The sequence below is a fragment of the Staphylococcus sp. EG-SA-10 genome (assembly GCF_017151945.1).
Lineage (GTDB): Bacteria > Bacillota > Bacilli > Staphylococcales > Staphylococcaceae > Staphylococcus > Staphylococcus aureus.
In genome coordinates, this window is sequence record NZ_JACVZJ010000008.1 from 78,902 (window position 1) to 98,221 (window position 19,320).

General features: G+C 32.8%; 17 protein-coding genes. 1 reads left to right on the forward strand and 16 read right to left on the reverse strand.

Annotation, left to right across the window (positions count from 1 at the left end):
• Nucleotides 1-303: 303 nt before the first annotated feature.
• The 13 genes from ffh to IDG45_RS08285 all read right to left on the reverse strand — a co-directional run bounded on the left by ffh (nt 304) and on the right by IDG45_RS08285 (nt 16,062).
• Nucleotides 304-1,671 carry a signal recognition particle protein gene (gene ffh, locus IDG45_RS08225; protein WP_000863467.1) on the reverse strand — a complete coding sequence of 456 codons (1,368 nt, stop codon included), beginning with the start codon at nt 1,669-1,671 and terminating at the stop codon, nt 304-306.
• A 25-nt stretch (nt 1,672-1,696) separates the two neighbouring features.
• On the reverse strand, nt 1,697-2,029 hold the full coding sequence (locus tag IDG45_RS08230) for a putative DNA-binding protein (protein ID WP_000531320.1): 333 nt from the start codon (nt 2,027-2,029) through the stop codon (nt 1,697-1,699).
• Nucleotides 2,016-3,266, reverse strand: coding sequence for a signal recognition particle-docking protein FtsY (ftsY, locus tag IDG45_RS08235; protein WP_000007684.1), 1,251 nt, complete (start codon nt 3,264-3,266; stop codon nt 2,016-2,018). Before ftsY ends, IDG45_RS08230 begins: the two co-directional genes overlap by 14 nt.
• On the reverse strand, nt 3,266-6,832 hold the full coding sequence (gene smc / locus IDG45_RS08240) for a chromosome segregation protein SMC (protein ID WP_042908088.1): 3,567 nt from the start codon (nt 6,830-6,832) through the stop codon (nt 3,266-3,268). The genes ftsY and smc overlap by 1 nt, the downstream gene beginning before the upstream one ends.
• Before the next feature lie 146 nt (nt 6,833-6,978).
• The gene (rnc, locus tag IDG45_RS08245; RefSeq protein WP_000043237.1) at nt 6,979-7,710 is read right to left on the reverse strand and encodes a ribonuclease III; all 732 of its coding nucleotides are present in this window, start codon (nt 7,708-7,710) and stop codon (nt 6,979-6,981) included.
• A 115-nt stretch (nt 7,711-7,825) separates the two neighbouring features.
• Nucleotides 7,826-8,059 carry an acyl carrier protein gene (locus IDG45_RS08250; protein WP_000426914.1) on the reverse strand — a complete coding sequence of 78 codons (234 nt, stop codon included), beginning with the start codon at nt 8,057-8,059 and terminating at the stop codon, nt 7,826-7,828.
• Between the two features lie 305 nt (nt 8,060-8,364).
• Complete coding sequence (gene fabG, locus IDG45_RS08255; RefSeq protein WP_000167264.1) at nt 8,365-9,099, reverse strand: 3-oxoacyl-[acyl-carrier-protein] reductase; 735 nt, start codon at nt 9,097-9,099, stop codon at nt 8,365-8,367.
• Nucleotides 9,092-10,018: an ACP S-malonyltransferase gene (fabD, locus tag IDG45_RS08260; protein WP_000047362.1), complete on the reverse strand. Its 927-nt coding sequence runs from the start codon at nt 10,016-10,018 to the stop codon at nt 9,092-9,094. The genes fabG and fabD overlap by 8 nt, the downstream gene beginning before the upstream one ends.
• Nucleotides 10,011-10,997, reverse strand: coding sequence for a phosphate acyltransferase PlsX (gene plsX, locus IDG45_RS08265; protein ID WP_168784219.1), 987 nt, complete (start codon nt 10,995-10,997; stop codon nt 10,011-10,013). The genes fabD and plsX overlap by 8 nt, the downstream gene beginning before the upstream one ends.
• A 4-nt stretch (nt 10,998-11,001) precedes the next feature.
• Complete coding sequence (gene fapR / locus IDG45_RS08270) at nt 11,002-11,574, reverse strand: transcription factor FapR (protein WP_001548538.1); 573 nt, start codon at nt 11,572-11,574, stop codon at nt 11,002-11,004.
• Between the two features lie 202 nt (nt 11,575-11,776).
• A complete protein-coding gene (gene recG / locus IDG45_RS08275; protein ID WP_047213386.1) occupies nt 11,777-13,837 on the reverse strand; it encodes an ATP-dependent DNA helicase RecG in 2,061 nt (686 codons plus the stop codon).
• Between the two features lie 189 nt (nt 13,838-14,026).
• Nucleotides 14,027-15,673, reverse strand: coding sequence for a fatty acid kinase catalytic subunit FakA (gene fakA / locus IDG45_RS08280; protein WP_000623911.1), 1,647 nt, complete (start codon nt 15,671-15,673; stop codon nt 14,027-14,029).
• Between the two features lie 14 nt (nt 15,674-15,687).
• A complete protein-coding gene (locus tag IDG45_RS08285) occupies nt 15,688-16,062 on the reverse strand; it encodes an Asp23/Gls24 family envelope stress response protein (RefSeq protein WP_000171418.1) in 375 nt (124 codons plus the stop codon).
• Nucleotides 16,063-16,504: 442 nt separating this feature from the next.
• Here IDG45_RS08285 and rpmB point away from each other — a divergent pair, with 442 nt between their 5' ends.
• Entirely contained in the window at nt 16,505-16,693 is a 189-nt protein-coding gene (gene rpmB, locus IDG45_RS08290; RefSeq protein WP_000517908.1) for a 50S ribosomal protein L28, read from the forward strand.
• A gap of 381 nt (nt 16,694-17,074) precedes the next feature.
• Here the strand turns inward: rpmB and IDG45_RS08295 are convergent, their stop codons facing one another.
• The 3 genes from IDG45_RS08295 to rsgA are packed head-to-tail and all read right to left on the reverse strand — an operon-like array spanning nt 17,075 to nt 19,243.
• Nucleotides 17,075-17,716, reverse strand: coding sequence for a thiamine diphosphokinase (locus IDG45_RS08295; protein ID WP_000547905.1), 642 nt, complete (start codon nt 17,714-17,716; stop codon nt 17,075-17,077).
• Between the two features lie 6 nt (nt 17,717-17,722).
• A complete protein-coding gene (gene rpe, locus IDG45_RS08300; protein ID WP_000164332.1) occupies nt 17,723-18,367 on the reverse strand; it encodes a ribulose-phosphate 3-epimerase in 645 nt (214 codons plus the stop codon).
• Nucleotides 18,368-19,243 carry a ribosome small subunit-dependent GTPase A gene (gene rsgA / locus IDG45_RS08305; protein WP_000847930.1) on the reverse strand — a complete coding sequence of 292 codons (876 nt, stop codon included), beginning with the start codon at nt 19,241-19,243 and terminating at the stop codon, nt 18,368-18,370.
• Between the last annotated feature and the right edge of the window lie 77 nt (nt 19,244-19,320).

Consider the following 19,320-nt stretch of genomic DNA (forward strand, 5'->3'; position numbering starts at 1 on the left):
TTCTACAAGAAATAATATTAACAGGTGTATGAATGTTTGTAAAGAGTTTTTTCTTTACCTAGAAATTTATTGAATATTTTATCCCAAAATCTAGAAAAATTAAATTAGCTCGATGAAACGCTTAATACTTTTCCTGAATGCATTTACTACCAAGTTATACAAAATGATATAATTAAACATTATATTCACATGAACGGTACTACTACAACTGTACATGTCCCTCTAAATAACTTTAATTACAATATTATTAATGCAAAAACACCAACCTTAAGTTGAAATAAAGATTGGTGTTTATATTAATAATTAAAACGGTAAATTCATACCTTTTAACATATTTTGCATTTGATTGCGTTTACCTTTTTTACCTTTACCGCCACCAGTGAATTGTTTCATCATTTTCTTCATATCGTTAAATTGTTTCATCAAACGATTGACTTCTTGTAATGAACGACCAGAACCTTTAGCAATACGCTTTTTACGTGATACATTCAATGTGTCTGGATTGTTTCTTTCAGCCGGCGTCATTGACTGGATAATCGCTTTAATATGATCAATTTGCTTTTCACTCATATTAAGCTTATCTAGACCTTTCATTTTATTCATACCTGGAATCATTTTCATAATATCATCCAGTGGTCCTAAATTTTTCACCTGATCAAGTTGTTCTAAAAAATCATCTAAAGTAAATGATGACTCACGCATCTTTTTCTCTAAATCTTTTGCTTTTTCTTGATCCACATCTTGTTGCGCTTTTTCAATTAAACTTAACACATCACCCATACCTAAAATACGTGATGCCATACGTTCAGGATGGAATAGCTCTAAACCATCTAACTTTTCACTCATACCAACAAATTTAATTGGTTTTTGTGTCACCGAACGAATAGATAAAGCTGCACCACCACGTGTATCACCATCTAATTTAGTTAAGGTAACACCTGTGACATCAAGTTGATCGTCAAAAGATTCTGCAACATTGACAGCATCTTGACCCGTCATTGAATCGACAACTAACATAATTTCGTTTGGTTTAGCAATGTCTTTTACTTCTTTTAATTCGTTCATCAATGCTTCATCGATGTGTAATCGACCTGCTGTATCAATGATTACAAAGTCTAAATGTTCTTCTTTAGCATGTTTTAATGCATTAGTTACAATTTGTTGTGGCTTTACTTGATCTCCTTCACTGTATACAGGAATATCAATTTGTTTCCCTACTGTTTGTAATTGATTTATCGCTGCTGGACGATAAATATCTGCTGCAACTAACATAGGTTTTTTGTTGTATTTTTTACGCATCAATAATGCTAATTTACCTGCAGTTGTTGTTTTACCAGCACCTTGTAAACCAACCATCATAACAACAGTAGGTGGTTTATTTGACATATTAATCGATGTATTTTCTCCACCCATCAACTTCGTTAATTCATCTTGAACTATTTTAATAACTTGTTGCCCTGGTGTTAATGATTGCATTACATCGGAACCTAATGCGCGTTCTGATACTGTTTTAATAAATTCTTTTACCACTTTAAAGTTTACGTCAGCCTCAAGTAACGCTAATCTTACTTCACGCATCATTATCTTTATATCAGCTTCAGTAAGTTTAGCCTTACCACGCATTTTTTGCATCGTCGCTTGCAGGCGTTCTGATAAGCCTTCAAATGCCATATCGATGTCCTCCCTCAATTTATATCTATTCTAAGTCTTCTAATTGTTGAATATAACGTTGTATTTGTTCTGGATTACTTAAATGTTGTTTCATTTCATCATATATTTCTCGGCGTTGCTCAAATTTCTGGTATAATTCCAATTTCTTTTCATAATCTTCAACTAAATCGCCAGTTCTTCTTATATTATCATAAACTGCTTGTCTACTCACATTAAAAGTATCTGCGATTTCACTTAAAGAATAATCTTCGAGATAAAATAATTCCAAATAATTACGTTGTTTATTCGTCAATAAGGATTGATAAAAATCAAACAAATAATTCATTCGTAACGTTTTAACTAAATCATTTTGTCCCATGATTATCGTCCTTTTCTTCTGTTACAATTTGATCATTTTCAACTGTTGTTATTTCTTCATTTTGTTCAATCATATCAGCGAATAAGCCGTAGACATAACTTTCAGGGTTAAATGGTTGTAAGTCATCTAATTGCTCACCTAAACCTACATATTTAACTGGAATGTGCAATTCATTACGAATGGCTAATACGATACCACCTTTGGCTGTACCATCTAATTTCGTTAATACAATACCTGTAACATTTGTTACTTCTTTAAAGTTTCTAGCTTGTGACAACGCATTCTGACCAGTTGTAGCATCTAAACATAGTAATGCTTCATGAGGCGCATCTGGCACTGCTCGATTAATTACACGCTTAACTTTTTCTAATTCTTGCATTAGATTTGTTTTATTTTGTAAACGTCCAGCGGTATCACAGATTAAAATATCAACACCTTTGTTTTTAGCGGCATTAATCGCATCATACATAACAGCAGCTGGATCAGAACCTTCACTTTGGCTAATTACATCTACACCAACACGTTCGCCCCAAACTTTCAATTGATCAATAGCACCCGCTCTAAAAGTATCGCCCGCAGCTAACATTACTTTTTTACCTTCCATTTTATATCGGTAAGCTAATTTTCCAATTGTTGTTGTTTTACCAACACCATTCACACCAACCATTAAAATGACATTTAAACGACCATCTTCTATGTTCATAGCTTCTGAATTATCATCTTCTTGATGGTAAATCTCTACGATTTTTTCAACAATGACTTCACGCAAATCTTCAGTATCTTGAATATTACGTCGTTGTGCTTCCATACGTAATTCTTCAGTTAACGTCATCACTGTATTAAAACCGACGTCTGCAGTGATTAACATTTCTTCTAAAGCTTCAAAAAAGTCTTCATCTACTTTACGATATCTCGCTATCAAATTATTTAATTGTTCTTGGAAATTTTGACGAGATTTTTCGAGTCCTGCTTTAAATTTAGCACCCATTTTTTGAGCTTCAATTTCTTCAAAATCTTCAATTGATATTAAGCCATCGTCATCAAAATCCGCTTCACTCAACTTGCGTGGCTTCTTTTTCACTTCAGCATTTTCTGCTAAATCATTTACGTCCTGCGTTGAACCTTCAGAATGTGTATCTTCTAATTTGTCTTGACCTTGTTCTTCTGTTAAGGATTTAACTTCTTCATTTTCTTTATTTGTTGCAAACTTATCTTTTAAGCGTTTAAAAAAGCTCATTATTGCTCCTCCTTCAACACATCATCTATTGTATTTAAATTCACACTCACAAGTTTAGTAACACCTGATTCTTGCATTGTTACACCGTATAACCTATCTGCAAATTCCATTGTTCCTTTACGGTGTGTAATAACAATGAATTGTGTTTCGTCTGATAACTCATTTAAATATTTTGCGTATCTAATAACATTCGCTTCATCTAATGCAGCTTCAACCTCATCTAATATAACAAAAGGTGCAGATCTTACTTTTAAAATTGCAAATAGTAAAGCAATAGCAGTTAATGCACGCTCACCACCACTTAGTAACGATAAATGTTGCAACTTTTTACCCGGTGGTTGTACCACAATATCAATACCAGCTGTTAAATAATCGGCTTCAGTTAATTGCAATTCTGCATCGCCTCCACCAAACAATTGTTTGAACACAGCTGTAAAATGTCCTTGAATAGCATGGAAAGTTTCTTTAAATCTTTCAGTAACCTCTTGATCCATTTCACTTATAATTTGCTCTAATGTTTCTTTAGCTTTACGAAGATCTGTACGTTGCTCACTTAAAAATGTATAACGTTCATTTAACTCTTCAAATTGTTCAATTGCATTTAAGTTTACAGGACCTAGTTCATCAATCGACATCTTCATTAATTTAACTTTTTTACGTAATGCGTCAATCGATTCATCACTCGTATATTCAGTTTTTGCACGTTCAACAGTCAATTGATATTCATCATTTAAATGATCTATCGCATGATGAATTAATACATCTAGTTTTGATTGTTCAGCTTTAATATCTTGGTAGTGATTTTCGATAGCTAAAATATCTTGGTGACAAACTTGTAGTGTAGCTTCTTGCGCATCGATTTGTTCATTCAACTCAATACGTTGTTGTTTCAATTTATCTAATTCATCAGATAAGCGTGTTCTCGTTTCTTGTTGACCATTAATTTGATCTTTAATATTTTGAAAAGCTTGTTCGCCCATCACTTCATCCGAATTAAAGAATGCAATTTTTTCTTTAACATCATTTAATTGATGTTTGGTTTGTTGACTTTGATTATTTAATCGATCTATTGTCTGTTGTTGTGTTTTAATACGCTCTTTAACCACAGCAAGATCAGATTGTTTCTGATGTAACGTTTGTTGTGTTTTAGTTACGCTTTCCTTACCTTCTTTAGAAAGTTTTGTGTAGCGTTCAATTTCATCTTCTAGTCGTTTTAAAGATGCTTTAATACTTTCTAAATGAGTTTCTTTTTCACTCAAAGTTTGTCGACTTTTGTCACTCGTATAACCATCATTTTTTTCAAATTCGAATTCTTCATGATCATTTTTTATTTGTGTTTCTTGTGTAGTTAATCTATCGAGCTCCATTTCAAAATGATGCACTTGCTCTTTAAGTGTATTATGCTTTTGACTTTTTTCAAAATACAGTTCACTTAATTGATCACTTTTTATCTTCAACTCTTTAAATTGTTGTTCAAATGATTCTGTTTGACGCAAGTAATCTTCTAATTGGTGTCTCATTGTTGTCAACTCGTCTTTTTGAGACAGAATACTTTTTGACTTACGAGCGCCACCACCAGTCATAGAACCACCAGGATTTACAATATCACCTTCCAAAGTAACAATACGAGTTCGATATTTAATCGCACGTGCCAATTCATTTGCATGCTTTAAATGATCAACGATAATCGTATTACCTAATAAATTCCCGATAATATTTTGATATTCTGGTGCTACTTTAACTGCTTCCGAAGCAATACTAATAAATCCGTTTGCCTCTTTAGCAATAGACTTAATATCAGTCGCTACCACTCTACTCTGTATAACATTTAATGGTAAAAACGTCGCACGACCTAAATTACGTTCTTTTAAAAATTGAATAGCCTGGCGTCCATCTTTTTCTGAATCTACAATGACATGTTGTAATGAAGCACCTAATGCTGTTTCAATTGCCTGAGTTAATTTAGATGGCACATCAATAATTTCCGCAACTGCACCATGAATACCCTTTAATTCTTTATTTTTAGCTTTCAAAATATGTTTGACGCCATTGAAAAAATAAGTATATTCTTCCTCTTGCGTTGCCAAACTATCAATACGTGTTTTCATTTTTTCGGTATATCGATATGCTTGATATAATTTCTCTTCGTATTCGTTTTGTGCTTTTTTTGTATCAGTGAGGTCTTTTTCTATATTTTTAATTTCTTTATCTACAGCAGAAAGTTCTTTGTTGGTCTGTTGATATTCTTTTTTAGTCTTTTTTATTTGACCCTGAATATCTTTCAATTGCTCAAAGACTTCAACTAATCGAGAATCTAGTCTTGATTTTTTAGCCTCATTCTCTTCTATAGTATGCTTTAAAAAACGAATATCATTGTTAACATCTGATTGCTCTGACATTAATGTATAGTATTCGTTTTTAATTTCTTCCAATTTTTCATCGTGTGCTTCGTCTGAAACATATAGTTGTTCTTCTAATTCACGAATGACAGCGTTGAGTTCTTTTTGTTTACTTTTCAGAGACTTATAAGTATCTTGAGCTTCAGAAATTTCATTTGATATATTTTCTAGAAGCTCAATTAAATTTTCTTGTTCTTCTTCATATCGTGCATTTGTTTCAGATTGATTCTTCTTACGTTCTTCTAAAACATTTAATTGTCCCGTATATTTTTCAAAGGCTTCCGTAGCTTTTACTAATTGATAATTTAGCGATTCAACATCATTATCAAGTTGATGACGTTTACCTTTATATTGTTGAATTTGTTGGCTTAAACGTTGCTTGTCAGCTTCTTTATTTGCTTGTTGACCTTTTAAATCATTTAAACGTTGATCTAATTGTCTATTGTCATTTGTATATTGATCAATATCATGCACTGTAACTACAATGTCACTATGTTTCATTTGGTGTGAAAGTGTCTTATATTCTTTAGCTATAGCTGCCTCCTCTTTTAGAGGTTCTACGCGACCTTCCAAATCATATAAAATGTCTTCTACTCTCGTTAAATTATCTTCTGTTTGGTCAAGTTTATTTAATGATTCAGCTTTACGTTTTTTATATTTAAGTACACCAGCCGATTCTTCAATAATTTGACGTCTATCAATTGGTTTAGCATTTAGTATTTCATCAACTCTACCTTGCGAGATAATGCTATATGCTTCTTTCCCCAATCCAGAATCTAAAAATAAATCGGCAATATCTTTTAATCTTGCACGGTCATTATTTATGTAGTACTCACTTTCACCACTTCGATACAATCTTCTTGTTACAATAACTTCGTTTTCATCAACACTGAGCTTTTTAGAATGATTATCTAATCTTAACTGTACTTCAGCATAATTTTGAGCTTTGCGATGTTCTGCACCTGAGAAGATAATATCTTCCATTTTTGAGCCACGTAATGATTTAGCCGATTGTTCACCCAACACCCATTTAATAGCATCTGTAATATTACTTTTACCGCTTCCATTTGGACCAACAATTGCAGTTACACCTTTATCGAATTGAACATTGGTTTGATCTGCAAAAGACTTAAATCCAATGGCATCTATTGATTTTAAATAAACCATCCTAAACTCCTTATCACAATTTTAAAGAACATACGTATACGATATTTTAGTATTTGTATATTAAATTTCGAGGTTGTTCCATAAAATATTAAAAATTCTTCCATAAATCCTAAATCGAACACCTATATGTCGTATCATATAAATTTCTATTTAATTTGCTTTAATTGCTTATAGGCACTTTCAGCAGCACGTTGTTCTGATTCTTTTTTCGTTTTCCCTTTACCTTCAGCTATTGCTTCCCCTTGCAGAATAACTTCTGAAGTGAATAGACGATGATGTGCCGGTCCCTCTTCTTTTATTAAATTATAGGTTACATCACCTTTATTTTGCTGGTGCACATATTCTTGGAATTGTGTTTTAAAATCTACCACGCCTAATAACTCATTTTGTTCTACATGTGGGAAAATGACTTTCTCAGCAAATTTCCAAACTATATCTAGTCCTTGATCCAAATACAATGCCCCAATAAATGCTTCGAATGCATCTGATATTAATGATGGTCTTGTACGTCCCCCTGTTTTCTCTTCACCTTTACCAAGTAAAATCATTTCGTTCAATCCAATTTTATTCGCAAATATTACAAGTGAGGGCTCACATACAATAGTGGCACGCATTTTTGTTAAATTCCCTTCTGGCAAGTTGGGATGTTTATCAAATAAATATCGTGAAACCGTCAATTCTAATACCGCATCACCCAAAAACTCTAAACGCTCATTATGGTCTAAACGATTCATATTAAAATCATTAATAAAACTCGAATGCGAAAATGCTTGTTGGTATAAATCAATATTTTGATAAGTAAAGCCTAACTCTGTCATTTTAGTATCAAAGCGCTTTCTAAAACGATTAACTATCTCACTTTTCTTTTGTTTAGACATTATTTTATCTCCTTTATGTGTTGCTCTTGAATCATCTTTAATTTTACGTTAAAACTATTGATAATTAAAGAAAAAAACTGAGTCGACAATACTGACGACCCAGATGTAAGATTTATTATTTTTCAAGACTGTTAATAAATTTAACAGCATCACCAACAGTGTTGATTTTTTCAGCTTCTTCATCAGGAATTTCAGTACCAAACTCGTCTTCTAATTCCATTACTAATTCAGCGATATCAAGTGAGTCAGCGCCTAAATCATCTTTGAAAGATGCATCTTCAGTTACTTTATCAGCGTCTACACCTAAACGGTCAACGATGATATCTTTTACTTTATCGAAATTTTCCACGTCGATTCACCTCCTTTAAAAATGCCTATACATAGACTATTATATTTTCCCATTTTAAATTCTAAAAAACAAGTAGAAATTTTAGAAACAGTTATCAATTTATTGATTACTGTTTCTTATGCATGAGCTTTAGCTCAGGCGTTCCGCTTATTAGTTATCAATTTATTGATTACTGTTTCTTAGGGAGAAATTCTGGAACCTTATCTTGGTTGCTTAGAATTTCCCCCGCAAAGTTGACTAGGTCAGGCAATTCTCCATTGGATGACCAGTCAACCACTGCGTCAATGAGCTTTAGCTCAAATATATTACATGTACATTCCACCATTTACATGGATTGTTTGACCTGTAATATATTTTGCTTTGTCTGATGCTAAGAACGCTACTGTATTAGCAATATCTGTGTCTTGACCAAAACGTGCTAACGGAATTTGAGTCAACATTTGTTCTTTAAGCTCATCACTTAAAGCATCTGTCATATCAGAAACAATAAAACCAGGTGCAACTGCATTTACAGTGATACCACGAGATGCTAATTCACGCGCCGCAGATTTAGTTAAACCAATAACACCTGCTTTTGTTGCAACATAGTTTGCTTGTCCCGGATTACCTACTGCTCCAACAACACTTGATAAATTGATGATAGCACCACTACGTTGTCTTAACATTTGTGGTGTTGCTTTTTGGATACAGTTAAATACACCTTTTAAGTTTGTGTCAATAACATCATCCCACTCTTGTTCTTTCATACGCATTAATAAATTATCGCGAGTAATACCTGCATTATTTACTAAAACATCTAAAGAACCAAATTGGCTAACTACTTCTTTAATCATTGCTTTAACGTCATCTGCATCGGCAACATTTGCTTGAATCGCAAAACTGTCAACACCTTTAGCTTTGATTTCTTCGACTACTGCTTCAGCTTTCTCTTTGCTGCCTGCATAGTTTACTGCTACATTATATCCTTCTTCTGCTAATTGTAACGCAATACTACGTCCAATTCCTCTTGATGCACCTGTTACTAAAGCACTCTTAGTCATTTTCATTCCATCCTTTCACATCTTCTAAAGTTTGAATTGATGTTAACTTAACATCTCTATTTATTTTTTTAATTAAGCCAGATAAAACTTTTCCAGGACCAATTTCAATAAAATGATCAACACCTTGGTCTATTAGCCATTCTGTTGAGTTAATGAATTGTACTGGTGAATATAATTGTTTGACCATATTAGATTTAATTACTTCTTTGTCAGTTTCACCTTGCGCATTTACATTTTGAACTACAGGAAACTTAGCATCACGCCATTCAAATTGATTAATATAACTTGAAAAATCTTCTTCAATCACTTTCATTAGCGATGAATGGAATGGGCCAGATACTGCTAAAGGCATGACACGTTTTGCACCTAATGATTTACCTTTTTCTACTAGCTCATCAATTAAAGCTTTGTGACCTGAAACAACAATTTGACCTGGGCAATTAATGTTTGCTGGTTCAATTATTTTGTCATCAGATGATAATGACTTACAAATTTCATTGACTTTATCAAAATCTAAGCCCAATACTGCAGCCATGCTTCCTACACCAGTAGGAAATGCTTGCGCCATTAATTGACCACGTTTTCTAACAATTTTAACTGCATCTTCAAATGATAATACGTCAGCTGCAACTAAACTTGAATATTCACCTAAACTATGCCCCATAGTAAAATCGGGATTCAAATTTTTTAGTGCTGCTAATAATGCCGAACTATGCGTCAATAAAGCTGGTTGCGTGTTTTCAGTTTCACCTAATTTACCTTCTTCATCAGTAAACATTGTCTCTAAAACATCAAAGTCTAACGTGTTTGCTGCTGAAGTTAAAATTTCAGTTGCTTGATCGTTGTTGTTATATAAATCTTGTGCCATACCAACTTTTTGGGCACCTTGTCCCGGAAAAATAATTGCTGTTTTACTCATTTGATTCACCTACAGTCTCTTTCATTGTTTGTACAATATTTTGCTCTCCTGCGATTTTCGCTTGTCTAATTGCAGAATAAAAAGCTTTAGCATTTGAACTACCGTGTGCTTTAACTACGGTACCTTCCAATCCTAATAATACGGAACCACCGTATTCTGAGTAATCCATCTTTTTAGCGAATTCGGCTAAATCTTTCTTCAATATTGCACCTGCTAATTTATTTTTAGTACTACTCATAATCGTATCTTTTAACATTTTACCGATTGATTTTGCAGTACCTTCTAAATTTTTAAGGACCATGTTCCCAGTATAGCCATCGGTAACTACAACATCTGTATCGCCATCCATTAATGTCTTCGCTTCAATATTCCCAACAAAATTCAATGAATGATCTTGATTTAATAACTCATATGATTTTTTCGTTAAACTATTACCTTTAGCTGGCTCGGTACCTATATTTAATAATGAGATTTTCGGATTATCAATACCTCTAATTTTTTGAGCATAAATATCCCCTAGTTGCGCATACTGTAATAAGTGTTCAGGTTTAGCATCTGCATTTGCACCAACGTCTAAAAAGACAAAACCTTTTCCATCAATCGTTGGCAATGTTACTACTAAAGCCGGTCTAGCTACACCTTTAATACGTCCAACAATGAATAAACCAGCTGACATTAAAGCACCAGTATTTCCTGCTGACACACATCCATCTGCCTCACCAGATTCCACAGCTTCAGCCATTTTTACCATTGAACTATCTTTTTTACGTTTAATCGCTCTAACAGGCTCATCTTCCATTTCAATCTTTTCAGAACAATGTCTAAATTCGATTCGTTCATGGTTCAGTTTATACTTTTTTTCGTCACCGAAAAGTATAATTTCTAGATCTTTAAAGTCTTCAACAGCCTTTTGTACGGCTTCTAATACGATATCAGGCGCATTGTCGCCACCCATCATATCAATTGCTAATTTAACCATAATTTTATCCTCGCTTATCATAAAACATTTTAAAATTTCCTTTGAAAACTAATGTATGTTTAACATATGACTTTACTTCGACGTAATAATGTTTTGCAGTTTGATTTACAACTCGTGCTTCTGCTCTTACCGTATCATTTAATTTTACTTTTTCAATAAATTGAATGCTACTCTCATGAGTTAAAACTGTTGGTTGCTTAATTAGCGCAACACATAATGAATTTGCCTGAGCAAACAGCACATGACCACGCGCAATTCCAGTTTTATGAAAAACAGAATCCGATGTAATATCTAAAATTGATTGCGCTTTAACATTTGGATTGACTTGAATCAAATCACCAATAAATTCTTGTTCTTCAATAGAACTTATTTGGTCATAATTCTTTTCAGCAACTAATTTAATACGCTTCCTTAATTCTGGTATGTTTAAATAAGTGCGATCTAAACGAATTGTTTGTATACTCACTTGAAATAAGTCGCTTAGTTCATGGTCTGTGATGAAGGGATTGCTATCAATTTGTTGTCTAATTGCTTCTCTACGTTTATCTTTCTTTAGTTTCAACGTCTCACCCCTCATTTTTTAGTACCTAGTCTTAAACATTCCTCACATATCATAACACTTTCTATTTAACCGACTCAACAAATAACTGTATTATTTAGCTATTATTTAGTCGAAAATTTATAAATTTTTAAAATACCACTTTACATTTAAATAGTTCAAGTGTCATATCACTCAATTAACGAAGTGTTGCACTTAAATTGACAAATCAGGATGGCAATTAGTCAAAACTGCGATGTAATAAATTTTCTTCAACAAAATGACGTAAATGTTGATACGTATTTTCAAAGAATACGCCAGATTGAATAAGTTCAGCTGCTTCATCACGAGCAACTTCTAACATACGATAATCTTCAACTAAATTGGCAACTAAGAAATCTGGCAATCCACTTTGTTTAACACCAAAGAAATCTCCAGGACCACGCATTTCTAAGTCTCGTTCACTCAATTCAAATCCATCCGTTGTTTGTGTCATAATTGTCATTCTTTCAATTCCTGTTTCTGTTTTAGGAGATGCAATTAAAACACAGTAACTTTGCTGGTCACTTCTACCCACACGACCGCGTAACTGATGTAAAGTTGATAATCCAAAGCGATCCGCATCATAAATCATCATAAAAGTTGCATTCGGTACATTAACACCTACTTCAACAACAGTAGTAGAAACTAAAACATCTATCTCATGATTGCTAAACTTTTGCATGACTTCATCTTTTTCATCGGCAGACAACTTACCATGCAATAATCCTACACGGGAAACTCCATAATACTGTTGTAAAGACTCGTACAATGCGACAACATTTTGAACGTCTTCGAGATGCTCAGAACTTTCTATAAGTGGGCAAATGACATATGCTTGACGACCTTTTTTCAACTCTGAGGTCATTTGCATCAAAACTTTATCGTATTGCTCATGCTTTGCCCAAGTAGTAATGATAGGTTTACGACCTTTTGGTAATTGTTTAATTGAAGACACATCCATCTCACCAAAAACTGATATTGCTAGTGTTCTTGGTATCGGGGTTGCTGTCATAAATAACACATTCGTCATTGCACCTTTTTCTCTTAAAAGCTGGCGTTGATTCACACCAAATCGATGTTGTTCATCTGTAATTACTAAACCAACATTATGGAAAATCACATCATCTTGAATCAATGCATGGGTTCCAATTAAACAATCAATCGTACCATTTTCAAGTTGTTCTAAAAGTATCTTTCGTTTCTTACCTTTTACTGACCCAGTTAACAACGCAACGTTCATAGAATCTCCAAATAAAGCAATTAAACTTTCAGCATGTTGCTCTGCTAAAATTTCAGTTGGTACCATCAATGCTGATTGATAACCAGCCGTTTTTAACGCATACATACAAATTGCAGCAACTACTGTTTTTCCTGAACCTACATCACCTTGAAGTAATCGATGCATACGTATTGGTGCTTTTAAATCTCTAAAAATTTCATTAACACTGGATTTCTGTGCTTCAGTTAGTTCAAAAGGTAAACGATCAATAAATGATTTAACTTGGTCTAAGTCATAATCAATTTCAATTGCTTCGTCAGATGACTTTTCTAATCTATTTAGCCATTGCATACGTAATTCGAATAAAAACAGTTCAGTAAATGCATAGGTTCTACGAGCACGTAATAAATCCTCTTTACTTTTAGGATGATGTAACGTGTTCAAAGTAAAGTCCAAGGTCTCTAATTTATATTTTTCTCTTAGTTCATCAGTTAACCATTCATGAATTGTCACATCATTTAATGCTTGTCTAATTTGGTCTCGTATTTGCTTTTGTTTAATACCTTCCTTAATACGATAGACTGGTTCTAATTGAACATCTGCGTTTTCTTGAGTTTGTGTACCTTGTGAATTAAAGAAAACCCTATTACCAGTAATTTCCTGTCTAACCCTATTCCACTTACCTTTAACAGTTATAGTTTGATTTAATTCGATTTTCTTTTTTAAATACGGTTGATTGAAAAAAATACATTTGACAGCAATATTATTTACCATTAAATGAACAGTTAATTTTGATTTATTTCTTCCAAAAAATGCAACTACTGGAGCTGTATATACTTGTCCTTCTATCGTAACGTTAGATTGATCTTCTGCTTGATTCAAATCAATCACTGTATTATCTTCATATCTGGTTGGCAAATAAAGAACAAGATCTTCCACTGTATGAATATTTAGTTGTTGCAATACTTCTATTTTCTTAGGACCTATACCTTTTAATTGTAAAAGAGAATATGGACTTTCTATTAAGTTTACTTTCGCCAAAATAAATCACCTATGTTTTATTTGATTTTACGTATCATTTAGTATGTTATTTATTTTATCATGACTAAGTTGAACATGACATTGTTAGCAACTCGAGAATGATACTTTTAACCCGCTATCTCACTAAAATAGCAAAATAAAAAACTACCAACTGATGATTTATCATTGGTAGTTTTTTATTTTAAATTTTTATTCTACTGAAAAGAAATATTGATAAATTGGTTGTCCACCTTCATGAACTTCCACTTCTACATCTGGATATTGCTCTTCGATCCAGTTTATCATGTTATCTGTAACTGCTTGCTCTGCATCTTGACCAATAATCACAGTCAATATTTCACTATCTTCTGCTAACATCTCAATTAACAACTCAGTAACCGTTGTTAATTGATCACTTTGGCTGCTTACAATCTTATCTTCAATTAAGCCCATAAACGCATCTTTTTTAATCTCAACGCCATCAATTTTCGTATCACGAACAGCGTACGTTAATGAACCAGATTTAACGTTATTTACTGAATCAGCCATTTGCGCTTTATTTTCTTCAAGTGTTGCGTCCACATCATATTGGAATAGTGCGCTTATACCTTGAGGAATAGATTTCGTTGGAATAACAACTGCTTCTGCATCAACAATACTCGCTGCTTGTTCACTTGCCATTAAGATATTTTTATTATTCGGTAAAATAATTGCACGTTTACATTTTGATTGTTCAATGACTTTAACGATATCTTCTGTAGAAGGATTCATCGTTTGTCCACCACTAATGATATGTGTGGCACCCATTGACTTAAATATCTCTGAAATACCTTCACCCATAGAAATAGTAATAATTGCTGTTTCAACCGTTTCCATTTTCGGTTTAGCTGTGTGCTGCTCTTTTCGAATCACTTCACGATGCTGTTCTCTCATATTTTCAACCTTAAGTTTAATTAATTCACCATATTGTTGACCATAATTAAACACTTTACCTGGGTTTTCGGTATGCACGTGAACTTTCACAATTTCTTCATCATTAATGACTAATAAAGAATCACCAAATTGACTCATATCTTGCCTGAATTCTTGTTCATCAAAGGCTTTTTTATTCTTTCCAAAACGAACCATCATTTCAGTACAATAGCCATAAATAATATCTTCAGTATTAATTACACCATGGAAATCATGTTCATCATGTACAAATTCATCTTTATCTAGCTTTGCAACTTTGGCTTCAACTTTTTCACCTTTAAGTGCTTTTAAGAATCCTTCGTAAACGCATAACAAACCTTTACCACCACTATCAACAACACCAACTTCTTTAAGTACAGCTAATAAGTTTGGTGTGTTTTCAAGTGATTCATTGGCTTTTACAATAATGTACTCCATTAATTCTATACAATCTTCAGTATTATTTGCTTTTTCTACTGCAGCTTGCGCAGCATCTTTTGCAACTGTAAGTATTGTACCTTCAACTGGTTTCATAACAGCTTTATATGCCGTTTCAACACCAGCTTGAAAACTTTCAGCTAACAATTTTGAATTAATTTCAGATTCACTTTCAATATTTTTACAAAATCCTCTGAATAATTGTGACAAGATGACACCAGAGTTACCTCTTGCACCCATTAGTAAACCTTTCGAGAATGTTTTACCTAATTCGCCGATATTTTTCGACAAATTATTCTCTACTTCTTCGCGACCTGAAGTCATAGTAAGATTCATATTTGTTCCTGTATCACCATCTGGCACTGGATACACATTCAAAGAATCTACCAAATCTGCATTGTTAGATAAATTTTGTGCCCCTTGTATAATCATATCGGCAAATAATTTACCATTAATTTTGCTAATCATTTCAAGTTGTCCTCCTAAGCTTTCTTGCCTGTATTATTCACACGTACACCTTGTACATATATATTGATTGAATTTACTGATACATTAAGTGATTTTTCCAAAGTATATTTCACTGTTGATTGTACATTATTGGCAACTTCAGATATTTTCACACCGTAACTTACAATAATGTACATATCTATATCCACTACGCCATTATTTTCAGTTACTTTGATGCCTTTAGCATAATTTTCATGTCCTAGTATTTCCGCAATACCATCTCTAACTTGTTGTCTAGATGCCATACCTACAATACCATAACATTCAACGGCCTTTCCACCTACAACCGAAGCAATCACTTCGTTTGAAATATCAATTTTACCGTAATCATTTGAAATCTCTAATGTCATATCTTTGTCCCTCCTAAATTTCAAAGTTTATTATTCGTTTTCCCTAATCACTTTTAAAATTTTACCACTTAGTGTAGTCATAAACGCTTTAAGTTTCATTGATTATTTTTATAAAATATCAATGGTACAACTTATCAGAATGACTTACGCTTAAATCACCTATTATATTTTGAGTAAACTGAATTTACACTCATGACGATTATCTATAGGCGTTTTCTTTTAATAGATGTAGTATCATTAAATAAAAAGTTTAAATGTTTCATTCACTTATTTCTCTAAAATATCATACTACATAACTTCACAGTCTACAATTATATCACAAAACTCAGTATTTTTGACTTTTATGTGAAAATTATTCATTGTTTTTCAAATGAAACTATGCTATCTTAGTTAAGTATATAAGTAGTTATGTGTATTTATATTTATTAAAGGAGGTACTCATATGGGTAAACAATGTTTCGTAACAGGTCGTAAAGCTTCGACTGGTAACAGACGTTCACACGCTTTAAACTCTACTAAACGTAGATGGAACGCTAACCTTCAAAAAGTTAGAATCCTAGTTGACGGTAAACCTAAAAAAGTTTGGGTTTCTGCACGTGCTTTAAAATCTGGTAAAGTAACTAGAGTTTAATAAATATATTGCACATAAAAAATGTGACCTTATGTGGAGGACGCATTTACTTAAGAACTAAGAGCTCAACCTCTTAGTTCTTTTTTTTGTTACAAAACAATACATAATGGTTCATAGTGAAATTCGAAATACTAATATAATTTGGTTAAAACGTTTAATAATGGTTCTCTGTCAAATTGGACTTATGGGTTCAATATCGATTTTGGCACATAAATCAATGTACTAGGACCTACAATTTTCCTTTCAATAATAAAACACGCCATAATCTTCATTAATTACAGCGTGATTCATCTATTATTATGCTATAAATTCTATCTATAAACGTCACTTTATTAAATTACTCATGCACTTTATTAAAAATCCTCATAAATTTGAATATACTTAATTTAAATCTGTACTTCTAATTTGCAAAATCAACCCATCGTGTACAGTTACTTTCGCTTGCAAAGACTCAATTTCATTTGAAATAGTTAAAGTAGAACCTATATTAAGCATTTGTCTAGCTAAATTATATTTAAAACCTGCTAGAGAAAGTTCTACATCATCAGTCATCGGTATAAATGAAATGTACGGATAACTCTTATCTTTTTCAACTGTATGTTGACCTTTAGGCAATAATTCAATTTTATTTTGTTGATCGATAACTTCTATATGAACATCATGTTTATAATATGCTTTTTTCAATAATAACTGAATTGCCCCAAAAAAGTGATCTAATCGTCCGCCTGTTGCACCATAAATTGTAATACTATCAAATCCAAGTGCAACAGCTTTATCAACCGCTAAAGCTAAATCCGTATCAGCTTTTTCAGCTTGAACAGGTTTGATTTGTAACTGTTCTGTTAGAAGTTGGCGTTCTTCTTTACTGACTGAATCAAAGTCTCCCACTGAGAAAAAAGGGATAATTTGATGCTTCAATAAAATCAAAGCACCTCTATCAACGCCGCCCCATTTACCTTCATTACTTTTGGCCCAAATATCTTGCGGCAAGTGTCGATCAGAACATAATAAATTTATATGCATATACACTCAACCTTTCAATGCTTGTGTGACTTTTTTATAATCCTCTTGTTTAAAGAAAAATGAACCTGTTACTAGCATTGTAGCACCATTTTCAACACATACTTTCGCAGTATCGGTATTTACGCCTCCATCAACTTCAATATCAAAGTTTAATTGACGTTCCATTTTAATAGCATTAAGACCCGCTATTTTTTCTACGCATTGATCAATAAATGATTGACCACCAAACCCTGGGTTAACTGTCATCACCAGTACATAATCAACAATGTCTAAAATAGGTTCAATTTGTGATATTGGTGTACCAGGATTAATTACTACACCAGCTTTTTTATCTAAATGTTTAATCATTTGAATAGCACGATGGATATGAGGCGTTGATTCGACATGAATTGAAATCATATCGGCACCATGTTCTGCAAATGATGCAATATACTTTTCTGGATTTTCAATCATCAAATGTACGTCTATAGGTAATGTTGTGCCTTTTCTTACTGCATCTAATATTGGTAAACCAATAGATATATTAGGCACAAATTGACCATCCATAACATCAAAATGAACCCCGTCGACACCTGCTTCTTCAAGTCGTTTTAATTCATGTTGTAAATCCAAAAAATCAACAGATAATAATGATGGATATAGTTTTGTCATTTAATATCTAACCTTTCTATTTGAAATTTCATTAAATAGTTGTAAATAATGGTCGTATCTAAATTGCGCAATATTCCCTATCTCTAATTGATGCTTAACATTACAATTAGGTTCTTTGATATGATTACAATTTCTAAACTTACATGTTTCACCATATCGATTTAATTCAAGAAAATAATCTTTTATTTCATCTTTATCTATATGATCAAAATCTAAAGCACTGAATCCAGGTGTGTCTGCAATATAACCGTTTTGACGTTCGAATAGTTCGACATGTCTTGTAGTATGCTTTCCTCGATTTAATGATTTTGATATATCATTTGTCTCAAGATTAAGTTCTGGACGATAATGATTTAAGAAAGTGGACTTACCGACACCTGATTGACCACTAAGTACTATAAGTCCAGCTGGCCAAGCTTCTATAATTTTTTTTCGATCATCATCATTTCCAATAAATTCAGTCTCATAGCCAATATTTTCATATATTTTCAACAACTCATTAATTTCGAACTGCTTTTCAATTGGTGTTTTATCTTTTTTAGTCACCAAAACTCTCGCATTTAACTGATACGAATGTGCAATAACTAAAAATCGATCTAATAATTGCGTTGAAAAATTTGGCTCGACAGCACTCATCACAATTACTAGTGTATCTATATTACTTACAGGTGGTCTTCTCAACTCATTTTTCCGCTCATACACTTGATGAATATAGCCTTCGTTAATGTTTTGCACATCAAATTCCACTATATCACCAACTACCGGTGAAAATTTTTTCTTTCTAAATAATCCTCGTGGTTTTGTATTGAAACGTTCGCCATTAACGTCTACTTGATATACCCCACTAATTGATTTCACTATTCGACCTGTCTTCAAAATGGCACCTCTCGATTAATTTTACTGCATTTATTATATCAAAGACTGGAAAATTAATATATAAATGATCATTTCAA

What these genes read in the sequence shown, in the direction of transcription:
- ffh (WP_000863467.1), bottom strand. Translation starts at nt 1,671, where the DNA reads ATGGCATTTGAAGGCTTATCAGAACGCCTGCAAGCGACGATGCAAAAA.
- IDG45_RS08230 (WP_000531320.1), bottom strand. Translation starts at nt 2,029, where the DNA reads ATGGGACAAAATGATTTAGTTAAAACGTTACGAATGAATTATTTGTTT.
- ftsY (WP_000007684.1), bottom strand. Translation starts at nt 3,266, where the DNA reads ATGAGCTTTTTTAAACGCTTAAAAGATAAGTTTGCAACAAATAAAGAA.
- smc (WP_042908088.1), bottom strand. Translation starts at nt 6,832, where the DNA reads ATGGTTTATTTAAAATCAATAGATGCCATTGGATTTAAGTCTTTTGCA.
- rnc (WP_000043237.1), bottom strand. Translation starts at nt 7,710, where the DNA reads ATGTCTAAACAAAAGAAAAGTGAGATAGTTAATCGTTTTAGAAAGCGC.
- fabG (WP_000167264.1), bottom strand. Translation starts at nt 9,099, where the DNA reads ATGACTAAGAGTGCTTTAGTAACAGGTGCATCAAGAGGAATTGGACGT.
- fabD (WP_000047362.1), bottom strand. Translation starts at nt 10,018, where the DNA reads ATGAGTAAAACAGCAATTATTTTTCCGGGACAAGGTGCCCAAAAAGTT.
- plsX (WP_168784219.1), bottom strand. Translation starts at nt 10,997, where the DNA reads ATGGTTAAATTAGCAATTGATATGATGGGTGGCGACAATGCGCCTGAT.
- fapR (WP_001548538.1), bottom strand. Translation starts at nt 11,574, where the DNA reads ATGAGGGGTGAGACGTTGAAACTAAAGAAAGATAAACGTAGAGAAGCA.
- fakA (WP_000623911.1), bottom strand. Translation starts at nt 15,673, where the DNA reads ATGATTAGCAAAATTAATGGTAAATTATTTGCCGATATGATTATACAA.
- IDG45_RS08285 (WP_000171418.1), bottom strand. Translation starts at nt 16,062, where the DNA reads ATGACATTAGAGATTTCAAATGATTACGGTAAAATTGATATTTCAAAC.
- rpmB (WP_000517908.1), top strand. Translation starts at nt 16,505, where the DNA reads ATGGGTAAACAATGTTTCGTAACAGGTCGTAAAGCTTCGACTGGTAAC.
- IDG45_RS08295 (WP_000547905.1), bottom strand. Translation starts at nt 17,716, where the DNA reads ATGCATATAAATTTATTATGTTCTGATCGACACTTGCCGCAAGATATT.
- rpe (WP_000164332.1), bottom strand. Translation starts at nt 18,367, where the DNA reads ATGACAAAACTATATCCATCATTATTATCTGTTGATTTTTTGGATTTA.